This is a genomic window from Streptomyces musisoli, from assembly GCF_016741855.1.
Classification (GTDB): Bacteria; Actinomycetota; Actinomycetes; order Streptomycetales; family Streptomycetaceae; genus Streptomyces; species Streptomyces musisoli.
The window spans coordinates 342,580-357,800 of the sequence record NZ_JAERRH010000003.1 but is presented as its reverse complement, the minus strand read 5'-3'; the positions used below and the strand labels follow the sequence as shown (position 1 = coordinate 357,800).

The window sequence follows — 15,221 nt, the reverse complement described above, 5'->3', positions numbered from 1 at the left end:
CGGGGGAGGCGCTCCCGGGTGTCCCGTCATTGACGGCCGCGCGTTCACCTCCCTAGCCTGAGTTCTCATACATGGACGACATTCATAAGGGGAGATGGTCAGGTGGGCGGCGACCCGGTTCCGCAGAACGTGGCGCGGCGACTGCGGGAGGGGATGGCGCACGGCGTGCTGTCCTTCCCGCTCACCGCCTTCCACGACGACGGCACCCTCGATCCCGACGGCTGCCGCGCCCATGTGGCCGGCCGGCTGGCGGCCGGGCCCGGCGCCCTCTTCCCGGCCTGCGGCACGGGCGAGTTCTTCTCGCTGGACGAGGAGGAGTACCGGAGCGTCGTCACACTCGCCGTGGAGGAGGCGGCGGGCCGGGTGCCCGTGGTGGCCGGCACCGGATACGGCTGGGCGCAGGCCGCCCGGTTCGCGCGGATCGCCGAACAGGCCGGCGCCGACGCCCTGCTCGTGCTGCCGCACTATCTGACCGACGCCCCGCAGGACGGCCTCGCCGCCCAGCTGGAGCGGCTCGCGGCCCGCACCCGGCTGCCGCTGATCACCTACCAGCGCGGCCAGGTCGCCTACGGCGTCGAGACGTTGCGCCGCATCGCCCGCATCCCGAACGTCATCGGCCTCAAGGACGGCCACAGCGACCTGGACCGGCTCCAGCGCCTCACCCTCGCCGCCCCCGACGGCTTCCTCTTCTTCAACGGCGCCGCCACCGCCGAGATCCAGGCCCGCGCCTACGCCGCCGTCGGCGTCCCCGCCTACTCCTCCGCCGTCCACGCCTTCGCCCCGGAGATCGCCGGCGCCTTCTTCACCGCGCTGCGCGACGACGACGGCGAAACCGTCGACAAGCTGCTGCGCGCCTTCTACGTCCCGTTCGTCGAACTCCGCGACCGCGCACCCGGATACGCCGTGTCCCTGGTGAAGGCGGCGGCCCGGCTGCGCGGGCAGCGCGTCGGACCCGTGCGCGCCCCGCTCACCGACCCCGCACCCGCCGACCTCGCCGACCTGAAGGCCCTCCTCGCCGCCGGACTCAACCTCGTAGGAGCCTCTCTGTGACCCGTGACCTGACCATCGCCGAGGTGCGGCTGACCCCGATCCTGGTCGCCGACGCCCCACTGCTCAACACCCAGGGCGTGCACCAGCCGTACACCCCCCGGCTGATCGTGGAGATCGTCACCGCCGACGGGATCACCGGGCTCGGCGAGACCTACGGCGACGCCAAGTACCTGGAACCGGCCCGGTCGCTGGCGAAACTCCTCACCGGCCGCTCGGTCATGGATGTGAACGGGCTTTTCGGAATCGACCTCGCCGTGGACGCCTCCGGGGTCGAGGGCCGGACGGACGCCGGCGGGCTGCGCGGAGTGCAGTCCGCCGACAAACTGCGGCTGTCCGTGCTGTCCGCCTTCGAGGTCGCCTGCCTCGACGCCCAGGGCAAGGCGCTCGGCCTGCCCGTGCACGCGCTGCTCGGCGGCAGGCTGCGTGACGCGGTCGAGTACAGCGCCTACCTCTTCTACAAATGGGCCGGGCACCCGGCGGGCGTCCCCGCCGAGCCGGACGAGTGGGGCGCCGCGCTCGACCCGGCGGGGGTGGTGGAACAGGCCCGCGGGCTCCGGGAGCGGCACGGCTTCGGGTCGTTCAAGCTCAAGGGCGGGGTCTTCCCGCCCGACGAGGAGATCGCCGCGGTCCGTGCCCTCGCCGACGCCTTCCCCGGCCACCCGCTGCGGCTCGACCCCAACGGCGCCTGGTCCGTCGCGACCTCGCTCGAGGTGGCGAGGGAACTCGGCGACGTCCTGGAGTACCTGGAGGACCCGACCCTGGGCACGCCCGCCATGGCGGAGGTGGCCGCCGGACTGAGGACGGCGGCGCGGAGCGCCCCCGGCGGGGGCGGCGGCGGACGACGGGGGAGCCTGCCCCTCGCCACCAACATGTGCGTGACCACCTTCGGTGAGATCAAGGAGGCGTTCACGCGCGACGCCGTGCAGGTCGTGCTCTGCGACCACCACTACTGGGGCGGGCTGCGCAACACCCAGCGGCTCGCCGCGGTCTGCGCCGCGTTCGGGGTCGGGGTGTCCATGCACTCCAACACGCACCTGGGCATCAGCCTCGCCGCGATGACCCAGGTGGCCGCCACCGTCCCGGACCTCCACCACGCCTGCGACTCCCACTACCCCTGGCAGACCGAGGACGTCCTCACCGAGCGGACCGCCTTCGTGGACGGCCGGGTCGCGGTGTCCGACGCGCCCGGCCTCGGCGTCGAGCTGGACCGGGACGAACTCGCCCGGCTGCACCGGCGGTGGGCCGAGGACGACGGATCGCTGCGGGACCGCGACGACGCGGCGGCGATGCGGACCGCGCGGCCCGGCTGGCGGACACCGGTGATGCCCCGCTGGTGACCGGCGCAGGGGTCTGCGGTGCGTGACCTGGTGCACACTGGCCAGAACCGCACCACGCCAGGGAGCGCACCGTGACGCCGTCGCACACCCTCACCGGAGAGGAACCGGAACACCTCACTCAGGCAGCACGCCACCAGACCCGGATCGACCCGCTCGCCACGCTGCGCGCCGCCGAAGACCCGCCCTGGGACGTCTACCTCACCGGCACGGTCTTCCTCGACATCATCTTCACCGGCCTGGACTCGGCGCCGGTCCGCGGCACCGAGTCCTGGGCCCGGGGCATGGGCTCCAGTCCCGGCGGGGTCGCCAACATGGCCGCCGCCCTGGCCCGGCTCGGCCTGCGGACCGCCCTCGCCGCGGCCTTCGGCGACGACCACTACGGCGAGTACTGCTGGGACGCCCTGGAGCAGGGCGAGGGCATCGATCTCTCGGCCTCGCGGACCGTGCCCGGCTGGCACTCCCCGGTGACCGTCTCCATGGCGTACGAGGGCGAGCGGACCATGGTCTCCCACGGGCACGAGCCGCCGCCCCAGACCCTGTTCCTCCCGGACGCGGCCCCGGCCCGCCCGCCCCGCGCGCGGGCCGCCGTCGCCTCCCTCACCCCGGGGCGCAGCGCGCCGTGGATCGCCGAGGCCGCCCGTGCGGGCACCCGCATCTTCGCCGACGTCGGCTGGGACGAGACGGGCGCGTGGGATCTGTGCGGCCTGGCCGACCTGGAGCACTGCGAGGCGTTCCTGCCCAACGCGGAGGAGGCGAAGCGGTACACCGGCGCGGACTGCCCGCGGGTGGCCGCGCACGCCTTGAGCGAGTACGTGCCGGTGGCCGTGGTGACCCTCGGAGAGGAGGGGGCCTACGCGGTGGACCGGCGTACGGGGGAGGCGGCCGAGGTGCCCGCGATCGCCGTGGAGGCGCTGGATCCGACCGGGGCGGGGGACGTGTTCGTCGCCGGGTTCGTGACGGGTTCCCTGGCGGGGTGGCCGCTGGCGGACCGGCTGGCGTTCGCGGGCCTGACGGCCGCGTTGTCGGTGCAGGAGTTCGGGGGGTCGCTGTCGGCGCCGGGGTGGTCGGAGATCGGGGCGTGGTGGCGGCGCGTGCAGTCCTTGCCGGGGCAGGAGCCGAAGGCGTTGGAGCGGTACGCGTTTCTGGAGGGGCTGGTGCCGGAGCGGCTGGACCGGCCGTGGCCGTTGCGGCGGGCGGTGCCGACGATCGGGTTCGGGCGGTCCGGCTGACGCCCCCGGGGGCTCCGCCCCTGGCCCCCCATTCCGCCCACCCACCCACCCGACTCGGTCCGCCGAGAAGTGGCCGCAGCGCGTTCCCGACTCGGTCCGCCGAGAGGTGGTCGTTACGGGGTTCCGGCTCGGTCCGCCGTGAAGTGGTCGTACGGGGTCTCCGGGCCGGTCCGCCGAGAAGTGGCCGCAGCGCGTTCCCGACTCGGTCCGCCGAGAGGTGGCCGTGCGGGGTTCCGGCTCTGTCTGGCGGGAAGTGGCCGTACGGGGGCTTTCGGGGCGGGGCGGTGGGGTGGGATGTGGGCCCGGGAAAAGCCCTACGGGGTTGTCAGTCCACCGTCGTACCCTGGAATCGCGAGGCCGCCCTCAGCTATGCGGCCGTGACGAGGAGGAAGCGCAGGCCTTAAGCGCCGGCCCATGACAGAGACACCCACAGCTCACACACCCGCGCAGGAGCAGGCGAGAGCGCAGTTCACCGTCCCCGCCCAGCACCCCATGGTGACCGTGCTGGGTTCCGGCGACTCCCTCCTGCGCGTGATCGAGAAGGCCTTCCCGGCGGCCGACATCCATGTCCGGGGCAATGAGATCAGCGCGGTCGGCGACCCGGCCGACGTCGCCCTGATCTCGCGCGTGTTCGACGAGATGATGCTGGTGCTCCGCACCGGGCAACCGATGACGGAGGACGCAGTGGAACGCTCGATCGCCATGCTCAAGGCGAGCGACAACGGGACGAGCGACGGGCCCGAGACCCCGGCGCAGGTGCTGACGCAGAACATCCTGTCCTCGCGCGGGCGCACGATCCGCCCCAAGACCCTCAACCAGAAGCGGTACGTCGACGCGATCGACAAGCACACGATCGTCTTCGGCATCGGCCCCGCCGGCACCGGCAAGACCTACCTGGCCATGGCCAAGGCCGTGCAGGCCCTCCAGTCCAAGCAGGTCAACCGGATCATCCTGACCCGTCCCGCGGTGGAGGCGGGCGAGCGGCTCGGCTTCCTGCCCGGCACGCTCTACGAGAAGATCGACCCGTACCTGCGCCCGCTGTACGACGCGCTGCACGACATGCTCGACCCGGACTCGATCCCGCGCCTGATGGCAGCCGGGACCATCGAGGTCGCGCCGCTCGCCTACATGCGCGGCCGCACCCTCAACGACGCCTTCATCATCCTGGACGAGGCCCAGAACACCAGCCCCGAACAGATGAAGATGTTCCTCACCCGCCTCGGCTTCGACTCGAAGATCGTGATCACCGGTGACGTGACGCAGGTCGACCTGCCGAACGGCACGAAGAGCGGTCTGCGGCAGGTGCAGGAGATCCTGGAGGGCGTCGAGGACGTCCACTTCTCCCGGCTGTCGTCCCACGATGTCGTACGGCACAAGCTGGTGGGCCGTATCGTCGACGCGTACGAGGTGTACGACAGCAAGCACGGCACCGAGAACGGCACCCACAAGGGCGGCCGGGGCCGGTCCGGGCACAAGGGGAAGTAGAGACACGGCACCACCATGTCGATCGACGTCAACAACGAGTCCGGCACCGAGGTAGACGAGCAGGCGATCCTCGACATCGCCCGCTACGCGCTCGCTCGGATGCGCATCCACCCGCTCTCCGAGCTCTCGGTGATCGTCGTGGACGAAGACGCCATGGAGCAGCTGCACATCCAGTGGATGGACCTGCCGGGGCCGACCGATGTCATGTCGTTCCCGATGGACGAGCTCCGGCCGCCGTCGAAGGACGACGAGGAGCCGCCGCAGGGGCTGCTCGGCGACATCGTGCTCTGCCCGGAGGTCGCCACCAAGCAGGGGGCGGAGGCCCCGACGCAGCACTCCATGGACGAGGAGCTCCAGCTGCTCACCGTCCACGGCGTGCTGCACCTGCTCGGCTACGACCACGAGGAGCCCGACGAGAAGGCCGAGATGTTCGGTCTCCAGGCCGCCATCGTGGACGGTTGGCGGTCCGAGCGCGGCCTGACCGGGCCGTCCCCGGCGCCGACCGTCTCGTAAGCGGCCCATGTCTGTGCAGATCGTGGTCGGCGCGATCGCGCTGGTCGTCGTGGCCTGGCTCGCCGCCTGCGCGGAGGCGGGCCTCGCGCGCGTCTCCAGCTTCCGCGCCGAGGAGGCCGCCAAGTCCGGCCGGCGGGGCAGCGCCAAGCTCGCCCAGATCGCCGCCGACCCCACCCGCTACCTCAACGTGGCCCTGCTGGTCCGCGTGGCCTGCGAGATGGCCGCCGCGGCGCTGGTGACCTACGCCTGCCTCCAGGAGTTCACCGCGACCTGGCAGGCCCTGCTGGTCGCCATCGGCGTGATGGTGCTCGTGTCGTACGTCGCCGTCGGCGTCTCCCCGCGCACCATCGGCCGCCAGCACCCCCTCAACACGGCCACCGCGGCGGCGTACGTGCTGCTGCCGCTGGCCCGGGTCATGGGCCCCATCCCCTCGCTGCTGATCCTCATCGGCAACGCGCTGACGCCCGGCAAGGGCTTCAGGCGCGGCCCCTTCGCCTCGGAGGCGGAGCTGCGGGCGCTGGTCGACCTCGCCGAGAAGGAGTCGCTGATCGAGGACGAGGAGCGCCGCATGGTGCACTCGGTCTTCGAACTGGGCGACACCCTGGTGCGCGAGGTGATGGTGCCGCGCACCGACCTGGTCGTCATCGAGCGGTACAAGACCATCCGCCAGGCCCTCACCCTCGCCCTGCGCTCCGGGTTCTCCCGGATCCCGGTCACCGGCGAGAGCGAGGACGACATCGTCGGGATCGTGTACCTGAAGGACCTGGTCCGCAAGACGCACATCAACCGGGAGGCGGAGGGCGACCTGGTGTCCACGGCCATGCGCCCGGCCGTGTTCGTGCCCGACACCAAGAACGCCGGCGACCTGCTGCGCGAGATGCAGAAGGAACGCAACCACGTCGCCGTCGTGATCGACGAGTACGGCGGCACCGCCGGGATCGTCACCATCGAGGACATCCTGGAGGAGATCGTCGGCGAGATCACCGACGAGTACGACCGGGAACTGCCGCCCGTGGAGGACCTCGGCGACGACTGCTTCCGGGTCACGGCCCGCCTGGACATCACCGACCTCGGCGAGCTGTACGGCCTGGAGGAGTACGACGACGAGGACGTGGAGACCGTCGGCGGACTGCTCGCCAAGGCGCTCGGCCGGGTCCCCATCGCCGGTGCCTCCGCCATGGTCGACCTGCCCGACGGCCGCCGCCTGCGGCTGACGGCGGAGGCGGCCGCCGGCCGTCGCAACAAGATCGTCACCGTGCTGGTGGAGCCGGTGCCCGTGCCCGTCGCCGAGGAGGACGAACCCGGGTGACCCCGCCGGAGCTGCGCGCCTTCTGTCTGTCCTTCAACGCGGCCGTGGAGGACTTCCCGTTCAACCCGGAGACCTCGGTCTTCAAGGTGCTGGGCAAGATGTTCGCACTGACGAGCCTGGACGCACGGCCCCTGACGGTCAACCTCAAGTGCGACCCCGAGGACGCGATCCGGCTGCGCGGCGAGCACGAGGGGCTGATCGTCCCCGGCTGGCACATGAACAAACGGCACTGGAACACCGTCACGGTCGACGGCGAACTCCCGGACCGGATGGTCCGGGAGCTGATCGAGGACTCGTACGACCTGGTCGTCGCCGGTCTACCGCGTGCCGAGCGGCTGCGGCTCGACCGTCCGTGACCTGAGTCCGAGACCGACCAGGACGGCGGCGGCGAGGACCACGACGGCGTCCAGGGCGAAGACCGTGCGCGCCCCGGCCAGCAGGTCGTCCGAGGTGGTGGCCAGCACGCCCAGCAGCGGGATGCCGACCGTGATGCCGACCTGCTGGGTGGAGGTCACCAGGCCGGTGGCCAGGCCCTGCTCCTCGTCCGGGACGCCGGAGGTGACGGTGATCCCGTACGAGATGATCGCGCCCAGGTGGCACATGCTCGCCAGGGACACGGCGGCCGTGGCGAGCCAGACCGACCAGGTGTGGGCGTTCAGCAGGAACAGGGCCGCCACCAGCGCGCCCTGACCGGTCAGCGAGCCCACCAGGGTGCGGCGGGCGCCGAAGCGGCCGACGACCTTGGCCGCGAACGTGCCGGCGACGGCCGACAGGACGCCCTGGACGCCGAAGACCAGGCCCGTCTCGAACGCCGACAGGTGCAGGACCTCCTGGAGGTACAGGGTCAGCACGAAGACCACCGTCGACATCATCGAGAAGGTGACCAGGCCGCCCAGGTTGCCCCAGGCCACCGTGCGGCGGCGCAGCATGGGGAGCGAGACGAGGGGCGCCGCGGAGCGGGACTCGATCGCGGTGAACGCGGTCAGCAGCAGCAGGCCGGCGATCAGCGTGCTGATGACGTCCGTCCGGCCGAAGCCGTGGTCGGCGGCCGTGGACAGGGCGTAGATCAGCGACAGCAGACCGGTGGTGACGGTGACCGCTCCGGGCACGTCCAGCCGCGGGCGCTGCGGGGTACGGGACTCCGGCAGCAGACCGGGCGCGAGCGGCAGGACGACCAGCGCGAACAGCGTGAGCAGGGCCATCGTGGAGCGCCAGCCGAGCGTGTCCGTCAGCACACCGCCCGCGACCATGCCGACGGTGAAGCCCAGCGACAGCAGCGTGCCGGAGATGCCGAGGGCGCGGTCCCGGGCCGGCCCCTCCGGGAAGGTGGTGGTCAGCAGGGACATGCCGGTCGGTACGATCGCCGCCGCGCCGAGGCCCTGGAGCGCGCGGCCGGCGAGGAAGGACGCGGGGTCCCAGGCCAGCGTCGCCAGCAGGGAGGCCGCGCCGAACACGGCCAGACCGGTCAGGAACAGCCTGCGGCGGCCGTACAGGTCGCCGATGCGGCCGAACAGGAGCAGGAAGCCGCCGGAGGGCAGCGCGAACGCGGTGACCGCCCACTGGAGGGCGGACCGGCTCATGCCGAGGTCGTCGCCGAGGACCGGCAGGGCCACGTTGAGGACGGAGAAGTCCAGCGCGACCATGAACTGGGCCGCGCACAGGACGAACAGGACGAGCTTGTCGCGCGTCGACAGCCGGGGGGTGCCGAGCGGTACGTCCGTGGACGCGGACGGGTGGGTGGTGGTGTCGATCGCCATGTCCACGAGCATCGGGCGATGGGAATACGGCTGGGGAGTCGGAACTTATGGTGGTGGTGGCACCACCAGTGACGACGGGGGAGGGCACGTGCCTGCTGCGGGGGCGACGAGGAGTCAACGGCGCAACGAGCTGCGCGAGTTCCTGATGAGCCGGCGGGCCCGGGTCCGTCCCGAGGAGGCCGGCCTGCCGGGCGGCGGCGGCCGGCGCCGTACGCCGGGACTGCGCCGGGAAGAGGTCGCCGTGCTCGCCGGTGTGGGCGCCTCCTGGTACCAGTGGCTGGAGCAGGGGCGGGACATCTCCGTCTCCCCGCAGGTGCTCGACGCCGTCGCCCGGGTGCTCAGGCTCAGCGACGCCGAACGCCGGCACCTGTACCTGCTGGCGGACCTGAACCCGCCGGCACCCCAAGTGGCGCCGGACAAGCGCGACATGTGCGACGGGCTGCGGCGGCTGATCGACACCTGGATGCCGTATCCGGCCCACATCATGGACGTGTACTACAACTGCGTGATGTACAACGACGCGGCGGCGATCGTGCTCGGGATGCGGCCGGACAACACGCAGAACTGCCTGGTCGACTTCTTCGTGGATCCGCTGTACCGGTCGCGCAGCGGCAGCTGGGAGCGGAACGCCCGCACGGTCGTCGCGCAGTTCCGGGCCGCGTGCGCGGCCCGGCCGGACGACGAGGGGTTCCGGTCGGTGCTCGCCGAGGCGTCCGCCCGCAGCGCCGAGTTCCGGGCCCTGTGGGCCGAGCGGGACATCGAGGACCAGGGACAGATCCGCAAGGAGCTGAACCATCCGCTGGTCGGGTCGCTGGTCGTGGAGTCGACCGTGATGAAGGTGCCGGTCCGGCCCGATCTGATGATCGTGCTGCACACTCCGCTGGACGAGGAGAACACCGCGGCGAAGCTGGAGTGGCTGGCGTCTCCGGAGGGGCGCCGGGGTGCCATGTACCCCGTGGCGGGGTGATCCCGCCGTGGCTTCGTATGCTCGGGGCATGACCGAGACCAACGCGCTTGATCCCGAGGACCGCAAGATCGTCACCCTGGCCCGCTCCGCCCGGGCCCGCAACGGTGTGCCCGAGGGGGCGGCCGTACGGGACGAGACCGGGCGTACGTATGTCGCCGGGTCGGTGGAGCTGGCTTCGCTGAAGCTCAGCGCGTTGCGTACGGCTGTTGCCATGGCCGTGGCTTCGGGGGCGCGGTCGCTGGAGGCGGCGGCTGTGGTGAGCGAGGCGGAGGGGGTCGCTGCCGAGGACCTGGCTGCTGTGGCCGACCTGGGGGGTGCGGGGACGCCGGTACTGCTCGCCGGTGCGGACGGCGTCGTGCGGGAAACCGTTTCCGCAGGCTGAGGCGCCAGGGGGCTCCGCACGGTGCGCTTCTCAGGCGCGGGTTCCGCGCTCTCATGCGTGTGGACGCTGCTGCGGTCGGCCTCGCCGGAGAGGTGAAGCGTTTCGTCCGAGGTGCCGGCTGATCAGCGCAACAGGCCTGGCCCCCTGTTCGCCGATCCGCCCACCCGTCCGGCCGGCCGAGAGGGTGTCGACCGAACAAAAGGTCGGCTGGAATTCAACCTTGTTGGGGGCTGGCCGGTCCGCGTCAATGGACCTCGTAGCGTCCGACGGACCGTCAGATCCGCATCGCCGTGCAGTGCGCCCGCACCCGTCTGCTCGGGCCTCCCCGTCCGTCGGCGTCCCCACCTGGCACTCCCCCCACAAGGAAAGGGAAGCGGATCCCCATGAGAGGCAAACGCACGGCAACGGGTGCGGCCCTGGCCGCCGGGGCCCTCGCGGTCACCGGACTCGCCTTCGCGCCCACCGCGGCCGCCGTCACTCCCCAGACGGCCACCATCAACGCGAGCTGCGGCATCTTCGGCGGTGGCGCGGCCACGCTCACCGCCACCCAGAGCGGCAACGCGGCCACCATCACCCTCACCTCCTCCGCGATCAAGGCACCGGTCGCGGTGGCCCAGGACTCGATCACCTCCACGCTCACCCTGGTCAAGGCGAGCGGCGGCACCACCGTCTTCAGCGGGACGAAGAACCCGGCCATGCCCAGCGGCTCGGCGGTCAGCGTCGGCCCGCTGCCCGGCACCGTGGCTTCCGGTGACAGCCTGGAGGCGTACGGCGGCTCGCTGAAGATGGTGATCTTCGGTGTCACCGTGACCTGCAAGGCCACGGCCAAGCAGTCGCCCGGCCCGTTCGTCTTCGACTGACCGGCGGGCCGACCGCACACCGGCCGATCCGTTCGCCGACCGGTCGTCGGTGGAGCGGTCCGGTCCGGCGGATCGGCCCGCGCTGGCAGAGCGGGCCGGTGCGGCTGAGTGGTCTGTTCCGGATCGTGCCGTAACTCCCCGGGATGCCGCAGAAACTGATGATCCGTCAGGTTTTTGCGGCATCTCCATTGACTTCTCACCCCCGCTCCACATCAATGCCCCCTGTCGGCGCAGAAGAGCCGCTGCGCCAGCAACCCTCAGGAGGGGGCCCATGGGTGCGACACCCCGAAGAGCCCGACGGTGGCGCTGGGCGTCACTGCTCGGGTCGACCGCCCTCGCGGTCACCGCGGGCGGCGCGCTGGCCTGTCCGGCCGGCGCCGCCGGCACGAACGTGGACTTCGCCACGCACTGCATCCCGCCGGCCGTCGCCGGCATTCCGCCGATCGACGGCACCACCACCGCGAACGTGTCGGTGGACAACACCAGTCCCAAGGTCGGCGACACGGTCACCGTGACCTACACCGTCGTCACGGCCGCCGCCAGCAACCCCACCGACCTGGCCCTGCCGGCCGACATCATGACCCCGACCGGAAAGATCGCCCTCGGCGGTGCCCAGACCGGCGCCGTCACCGTCGCCGGACCGAAGAAGAACCCCCCGGTGCCGGGGCGGGCCGCCTTCCCGTCCTTCTCCATGACCGGCACGTTCACCGTCACCAAGCCCGGGCAGATCACCCTCTCGCCCGGCGACTACAACATCCACACCAGCTACATCCTGGAGCTGGACACCCCCTGCACGGTCATCACCCCGCCCGCCCCGGCCTCGGAGACCATCACCGCGACCGACGGCACCCCGGCCAACACCCGGGCCATCTCACTGGGTTCCGCCTCCGGTGACCCCGGAGCCGGTGTCACCGTCAGCGGGACGAACTTCACTCCGGGCGCGGCCGTCACCCTGGCCGGGCGGGCCGGCGACAGGCAGACCGCGGACACCGCGACCGTGACCGCGAACGCCCAGGGCTCCTTCAGCGGCTCCCTCGTCGTCAACGACAAGACGACGACCGGGATCGTGGCCTACGAGGGCGCCTCCTGGAACGCGGACAAGGGCGCCGGGCCCGCCGCCTACGTCGTCAACGACGACACGCCCGTGCCGGACGGCAGCCAGAAGCTGACCACCACCGTCAAGGCGGGCACCCTGTCCATGTCCCAGGCCGGGGACTCCGTCGCCCTGTCGGCGGTCGACTTCGGCCAGGGCGGAGCCTCCACCGGCAGCCTGAACACCGTCACCGTCAAGGACTTCCGCGGCGGGCCCGCCGGCTGGTCCCTGACCGGCAAGGTCACCGACTTCACCGGTCCCGGTGCCAAGATCGACGCCGGAAAGCTGAGCTGGTCACCGGCCTGCACGGCCAAGGCGGGCAGCCCCAGCACCTGCAAGCCCGGTTCGGCCGGCACCGTGGGCACCTCGGGGGCGACCCTGGCGTCCACCGCGAACGGCACACTCACCGGCGGTGAGTTCACCGTCGACGCCGGACTCTCCCTGGACATACCCGCGTTCACGCCCCCGGGCTCCTACGCCGGTGTCCTGACCCTCACCCTCACCTGACCGACCGCACACCGATACCGGTGGCCGGGCGCCCCGCCGTACGACCGGGCCGCACCCGCCCGACCGCCACCGCCGTCCTAGCCCATGGGGGGTCCGCACCCATGCGCAAGCCGTACGTCCTCCTCCTGAGCCTGCTCTGCCTCCTCGGTCTGCCGGCCGGCCCCGCCCACGCCGCCGACAACGGCAGCTGGTCCGTCTACCCGGTCGCCTCGAAGATCGCCGCGCGGCCCTACTTCACCTTCTCCGCCGAGCCCGGCCAGACCCTCACCGACAAGGTCGCCGTCCAGAACAAGACCGGCCGGCCCCTCACCTTCCGGCTGTACGCGGCCGACGCCTACAACACCGCCCGGGACGGCGGTTTCGCCGTGCGGACCGTCCGGGAACGCATGAGCGGGGTGGGCGCCTGGGCGAAGCCCGCCAAGTCCCGGATCACCGTGCCGGCCCACAGGACCGTCACCGTGCCCTTCAGCCTGCACGTCCCCGACGGGGCCCGGCCCGGCGACCACCCGGGGGCCGTCGTCGCCCTCGACGAACGGGTGGACCCCGGCAGCGGCAAGCTCGCCCTCGGGGTGCAGCGGGCCGTCGGCGCCCGCGTCTATCTGCGGGTCGGCGGACCCACCCTGCCCGCGCTCTCCGTCGGGCACGTGCGGATCAGCCATCACCAGCCGCTGGTCCCGGGCCTCGGCGACAGCACGGCGACCGTCTCCTACACCCTGCGCAACACCGGCAACGTCACCCTCAGCCCCAGGGTGGAACTGAAGGCGCGCGGACTGTTCGGCCGTACGCTGCTCGACCGGGACCTCACCCGCGTGCCCGCCGAGCTGCTGCCGGGACAGCGGGTACGGCTCACCGAGACCTGGCGCGGCGCACCCCAGTTCGACCGGGGGGACGTGACGCTCACCGCGAGCGCGCCGGGCACCCGCCAGTCGGCCGGCGCGTCCTTCCTCGCGCTGCCCTGGCTGCTGGTGGCGCTGGTGTTCGCCACCGGTGTGCTGACCGGGGCGCTGCTGGTCAGAGCGCGTCGGGTCCGCGCTCGCCGGTCCGCACCCGCACGACCGTCTCCACGGGAACGGCCCACACCTTCCCGTCCCCGATCTTCCCCGTCCGCGCGGCCCTGACGATCGCGTCGATCACGTCGTCCGCCACGGCGTCCTCCACCACGACCTCGATGCGCACCTTCGGCACCAGGTCCACCCGGTACTCGGCACCCCGGTAGACCTCGGTGTGGCCGTGCTGGCGGCCGTAGCCGCTCGCCTCGGTCACGGTCAGACCGTGCACCCCCAGCTCCTGCAAGGCGGTCTTGACCTCGTCCAGACGGTACGGCTTGACGATCGCGGTGATGAGCTTCATGCCTGGCTGTCGACCTTCTGCGTGCTGGCTGCGGTGAGGACGGAGTGGGAGACGGGGGCACCGTGGCCCAGGACGCCGTGATCGTATGCCGTCTCGGCGTGCACCGTAAGGTCCAGGCCGGTGTGCTCCTGCTCCTCGCTCGCCCGCAGGCCCAGCACCTTGTCGAGCAGCTTGCCCAGGCCGTACGTCACCGAGAAGGCGTACCCGGCCACGACCGCCACGGCGAGCAGCTGCCTGCCGAGCGGGGCGAGCCCGCCGCCGTAGAACAGGCCCTCCGGGCCGCCGGTCATCGCCTTCTGGGCGAACAGGCCGATCAGCACGGTGCCGATGATCCCGCCGACCAGGTGGACGCCGACGACGTCCAGCGAGTCGTCGTAGTCCAGCCGGAACTTCCAGCTCACGGCGTACGAGCAGACGACACCGGCGGCGAGGCCCACGACGAGGGCGCCGAGCAGGGAGACCGTGCCGCAGGACGGGGTGATCGCGACCAGGCCGGCCACCGCGCCGGAGACGGCGCCCAGGGTGGTCGGGTGGCCGTCGCGCTTCTGCTCGACGAAGAGCCAGCCGAGCAGACCGGTGCAGCCGGCGGCGAGGGTGTTGAGGAACGCGGCGGCGGCCAGGCCGTTCGCGCCGAGCGCGGAGCCCGCGTTGAAGCCGAACCAGCCGAACCAGAGCAGACCGGCGCCGAGGACCACCATGGGCAGGTTGTGCGGGCGCATGGCGTCCTTCTTGAAGCCGAGCCGCGGGCCGAGGACCAGGCAGAGGGCGAGACCGGAGGCGCCGGAGGTGATCTCGACCGGCAGACCGCCGGCGAAGTCGAGCGCGCCGAGCCCGTCGGCGATCCAGCCGCCCGGGCCCCACACCCAGTGCGTCACCGGAACGTATACCAGGAGCGTCCAGACGGGGACGAGGACCAGCCACGCCGAGAATTTCGTACGGTCGGCGACCGCGCCGCTGATCAGCGCGGCCGTGATGACCGCGAAGGTCAGCTGGAAGGTGGCGAAGAGGAGGGTGGGGACCGTGCCGTGGACGCTGTCCGGGCCGAGGCCGCGCATGCCGGCGTTTCCGAGCCCGCCGATCAGGCCGCCGCCGATGTCGTCCCCGAAGGCGAGGGAGTAACCGGCCGCCAGCCACACCACCGTGACCAGGGCGATCGACACGAAGCTCATCATGAGCATGTTGAGGACGCTTTTCGTGCGGACCATGCCGCCGTAGAACAGGGCCAGGCCCGGCGTCATGAGCAGGACCAGGGCGGTCGCGGCGAGCAGCCAGGCGGTGTCGCCGGTGTCGACGTGTGCTGCGGCGAGGGTCACGGGCGTCTCCAACGGTGTGGGGGCTGCGTCAGAGCGTCACCGGCGTGGGTTTCCGGTCGCGTACGGGTG

Annotated in this window: 15 protein-coding genes; 12 read left to right on the top strand and 3 right to left on the bottom strand. The window is 72.0% G+C overall.

Annotated elements, in window-relative coordinates; genetic code table 11:
- The first annotated feature begins 153 nt into the window (after positions 1-153).
- The 7 genes from JK361_RS09815 to JK361_RS09785 all read left to right on the top strand — a co-directional run bounded on the left by JK361_RS09815 (position 154) and on the right by JK361_RS09785 (position 7,279).
- Entirely contained in the window at positions 154-1,050 is an 897-nt protein-coding gene (locus JK361_RS09815; protein WP_236052811.1) for a 5-dehydro-4-deoxyglucarate dehydratase, read from the top strand.
- On the top strand, positions 1,047-2,387 hold the full coding sequence (locus JK361_RS09810; RefSeq protein ID WP_201815329.1) for a glucarate dehydratase family protein: 1,341 nt from the start codon (positions 1,047-1,049) through the stop codon (positions 2,385-2,387). Before JK361_RS09815 ends, JK361_RS09810 begins: the two co-directional genes overlap by 4 nt.
- A gap of 71 nt (positions 2,388-2,458) precedes the next feature.
- Positions 2,459-3,616, top strand: coding sequence for a carbohydrate kinase family protein (locus JK361_RS09805; RefSeq protein WP_201815328.1), 1,158 nt, complete (start codon positions 2,459-2,461; stop codon positions 3,614-3,616).
- A 414-nt stretch (positions 3,617-4,030) separates the two neighbouring features.
- On the top strand, positions 4,031-5,101 hold the full coding sequence (locus JK361_RS09800) for a PhoH family protein (protein WP_201815327.1): 1,071 nt from the start codon (positions 4,031-4,033) through the stop codon (positions 5,099-5,101).
- A 15-nt stretch (positions 5,102-5,116) separates the two neighbouring features.
- Positions 5,117-5,614, top strand: coding sequence for an rRNA maturation RNase YbeY (gene ybeY, locus JK361_RS09795; RefSeq protein ID WP_201815326.1), 498 nt, complete (start codon positions 5,117-5,119; stop codon positions 5,612-5,614).
- A 7-nt stretch (positions 5,615-5,621) separates the two neighbouring features.
- Positions 5,622-6,923: a hemolysin family protein gene (locus JK361_RS09790; protein WP_201815325.1), complete on the top strand. Its 1,302-nt coding sequence runs from the start codon at positions 5,622-5,624 to the stop codon at positions 6,921-6,923.
- A complete protein-coding gene (locus JK361_RS09785) occupies positions 6,920-7,279 on the top strand; it encodes an MmcQ/YjbR family DNA-binding protein (RefSeq protein ID WP_201815324.1) in 360 nt (119 codons plus the stop codon). Before JK361_RS09790 ends, JK361_RS09785 begins: the two co-directional genes overlap by 4 nt.
- On the opposite strand, the gene JK361_RS09780 is transcribed toward JK361_RS09785, so the two are convergent.
- Positions 7,241-8,680, bottom strand: coding sequence for an MFS transporter (locus JK361_RS09780; protein ID WP_201815323.1), 1,440 nt, complete (start codon positions 8,678-8,680; stop codon positions 7,241-7,243). The two genes, JK361_RS09785 and JK361_RS09780, sit on opposite strands and share 39 nt — an antisense overlap.
- 145 nt (positions 8,681-8,825) lie before the next feature.
- Between JK361_RS09780 and JK361_RS09775 the strand changes: the two genes are divergently transcribed.
- The 5 genes from JK361_RS09775 (at position 8,826) to JK361_RS09755 (ending at position 13,607) form a co-directional block, all read left to right on the top strand.
- Positions 8,826-9,647, top strand: coding sequence for a helix-turn-helix transcriptional regulator (locus tag JK361_RS09775; protein ID WP_236052807.1), 822 nt, complete (start codon positions 8,826-8,828; stop codon positions 9,645-9,647).
- Positions 9,648-9,675: 28 nt separating this feature from the next.
- Positions 9,676-10,029 carry a cytidine deaminase-like protein gene (locus tag JK361_RS09770; RefSeq protein ID WP_201815321.1) on the top strand — a complete coding sequence of 118 codons (354 nt, stop codon included), beginning with the start codon at positions 9,676-9,678 and terminating at the stop codon, positions 10,027-10,029.
- Between the two features lie 383 nt (positions 10,030-10,412).
- On the top strand, positions 10,413-10,889 hold the full coding sequence (locus tag JK361_RS09765; RefSeq protein WP_201815320.1) for a hypothetical protein: 477 nt from the start codon (positions 10,413-10,415) through the stop codon (positions 10,887-10,889).
- Between the two features lie 271 nt (positions 10,890-11,160).
- Entirely contained in the window at positions 11,161-12,489 is a 1,329-nt protein-coding gene (locus tag JK361_RS09760) for a WxL domain-containing protein (RefSeq protein ID WP_201815319.1), read from the top strand.
- 101 nt (positions 12,490-12,590) lie between these two features.
- Positions 12,591-13,607, top strand: coding sequence for a WxL protein peptidoglycan domain-containing protein (locus JK361_RS09755; protein WP_201815318.1), 1,017 nt, complete (start codon positions 12,591-12,593; stop codon positions 13,605-13,607).
- Here JK361_RS09755 and JK361_RS09750 read toward each other — a convergent pair.
- Positions 13,501-13,839, bottom strand: a complete 339-nt coding sequence (locus tag JK361_RS09750; RefSeq protein ID WP_201815317.1) for a P-II family nitrogen regulator — start codon at positions 13,837-13,839, stop codon at positions 13,501-13,503. The genes JK361_RS09755 and JK361_RS09750 overlap by 107 nt on opposite strands.
- Complete coding sequence (locus JK361_RS09745) at positions 13,836-15,152, bottom strand: ammonium transporter (RefSeq protein WP_201815316.1); 1,317 nt, start codon at positions 15,150-15,152, stop codon at positions 13,836-13,838. Before JK361_RS09745 ends, JK361_RS09750 begins: the two co-directional genes overlap by 4 nt.
- Positions 15,153-15,221: the final 69 nt, after the last annotated feature.

Coding starts and splice junctions, on each gene's coding strand:
- JK361_RS09815 (WP_236052811.1), top strand. CDS start 154: ATGGCGCACGGCGTGCTGTCCTTCCCGCTCACCGCCTTCCACGACGAC.
- JK361_RS09800 (WP_201815327.1), top strand. CDS start 4,031: ATGACAGAGACACCCACAGCTCACACACCCGCGCAGGAGCAGGCGAGA.
- ybeY (WP_201815326.1), top strand. CDS start 5,117: ATGTCGATCGACGTCAACAACGAGTCCGGCACCGAGGTAGACGAGCAG.
- JK361_RS09790 (WP_201815325.1), top strand. CDS start 5,622: ATGTCTGTGCAGATCGTGGTCGGCGCGATCGCGCTGGTCGTCGTGGCC.
- JK361_RS09780 (WP_201815323.1), bottom strand. CDS start 8,680: ATGGCGATCGACACCACCACCCACCCGTCCGCGTCCACGGACGTACCG.
- JK361_RS09775 (WP_236052807.1), top strand. CDS start 8,826: ATGAGCCGGCGGGCCCGGGTCCGTCCCGAGGAGGCCGGCCTGCCGGGC.
- JK361_RS09770 (WP_201815321.1), top strand. CDS start 9,676: ATGACCGAGACCAACGCGCTTGATCCCGAGGACCGCAAGATCGTCACC.
- JK361_RS09765 (WP_201815320.1), top strand. CDS start 10,413: ATGAGAGGCAAACGCACGGCAACGGGTGCGGCCCTGGCCGCCGGGGCC.
- JK361_RS09760 (WP_201815319.1), top strand. CDS start 11,161: ATGGGTGCGACACCCCGAAGAGCCCGACGGTGGCGCTGGGCGTCACTG.
- JK361_RS09755 (WP_201815318.1), top strand. CDS start 12,591: ATGCGCAAGCCGTACGTCCTCCTCCTGAGCCTGCTCTGCCTCCTCGGT.
- JK361_RS09750 (WP_201815317.1), bottom strand. CDS start 13,839: ATGAAGCTCATCACCGCGATCGTCAAGCCGTACCGTCTGGACGAGGTC.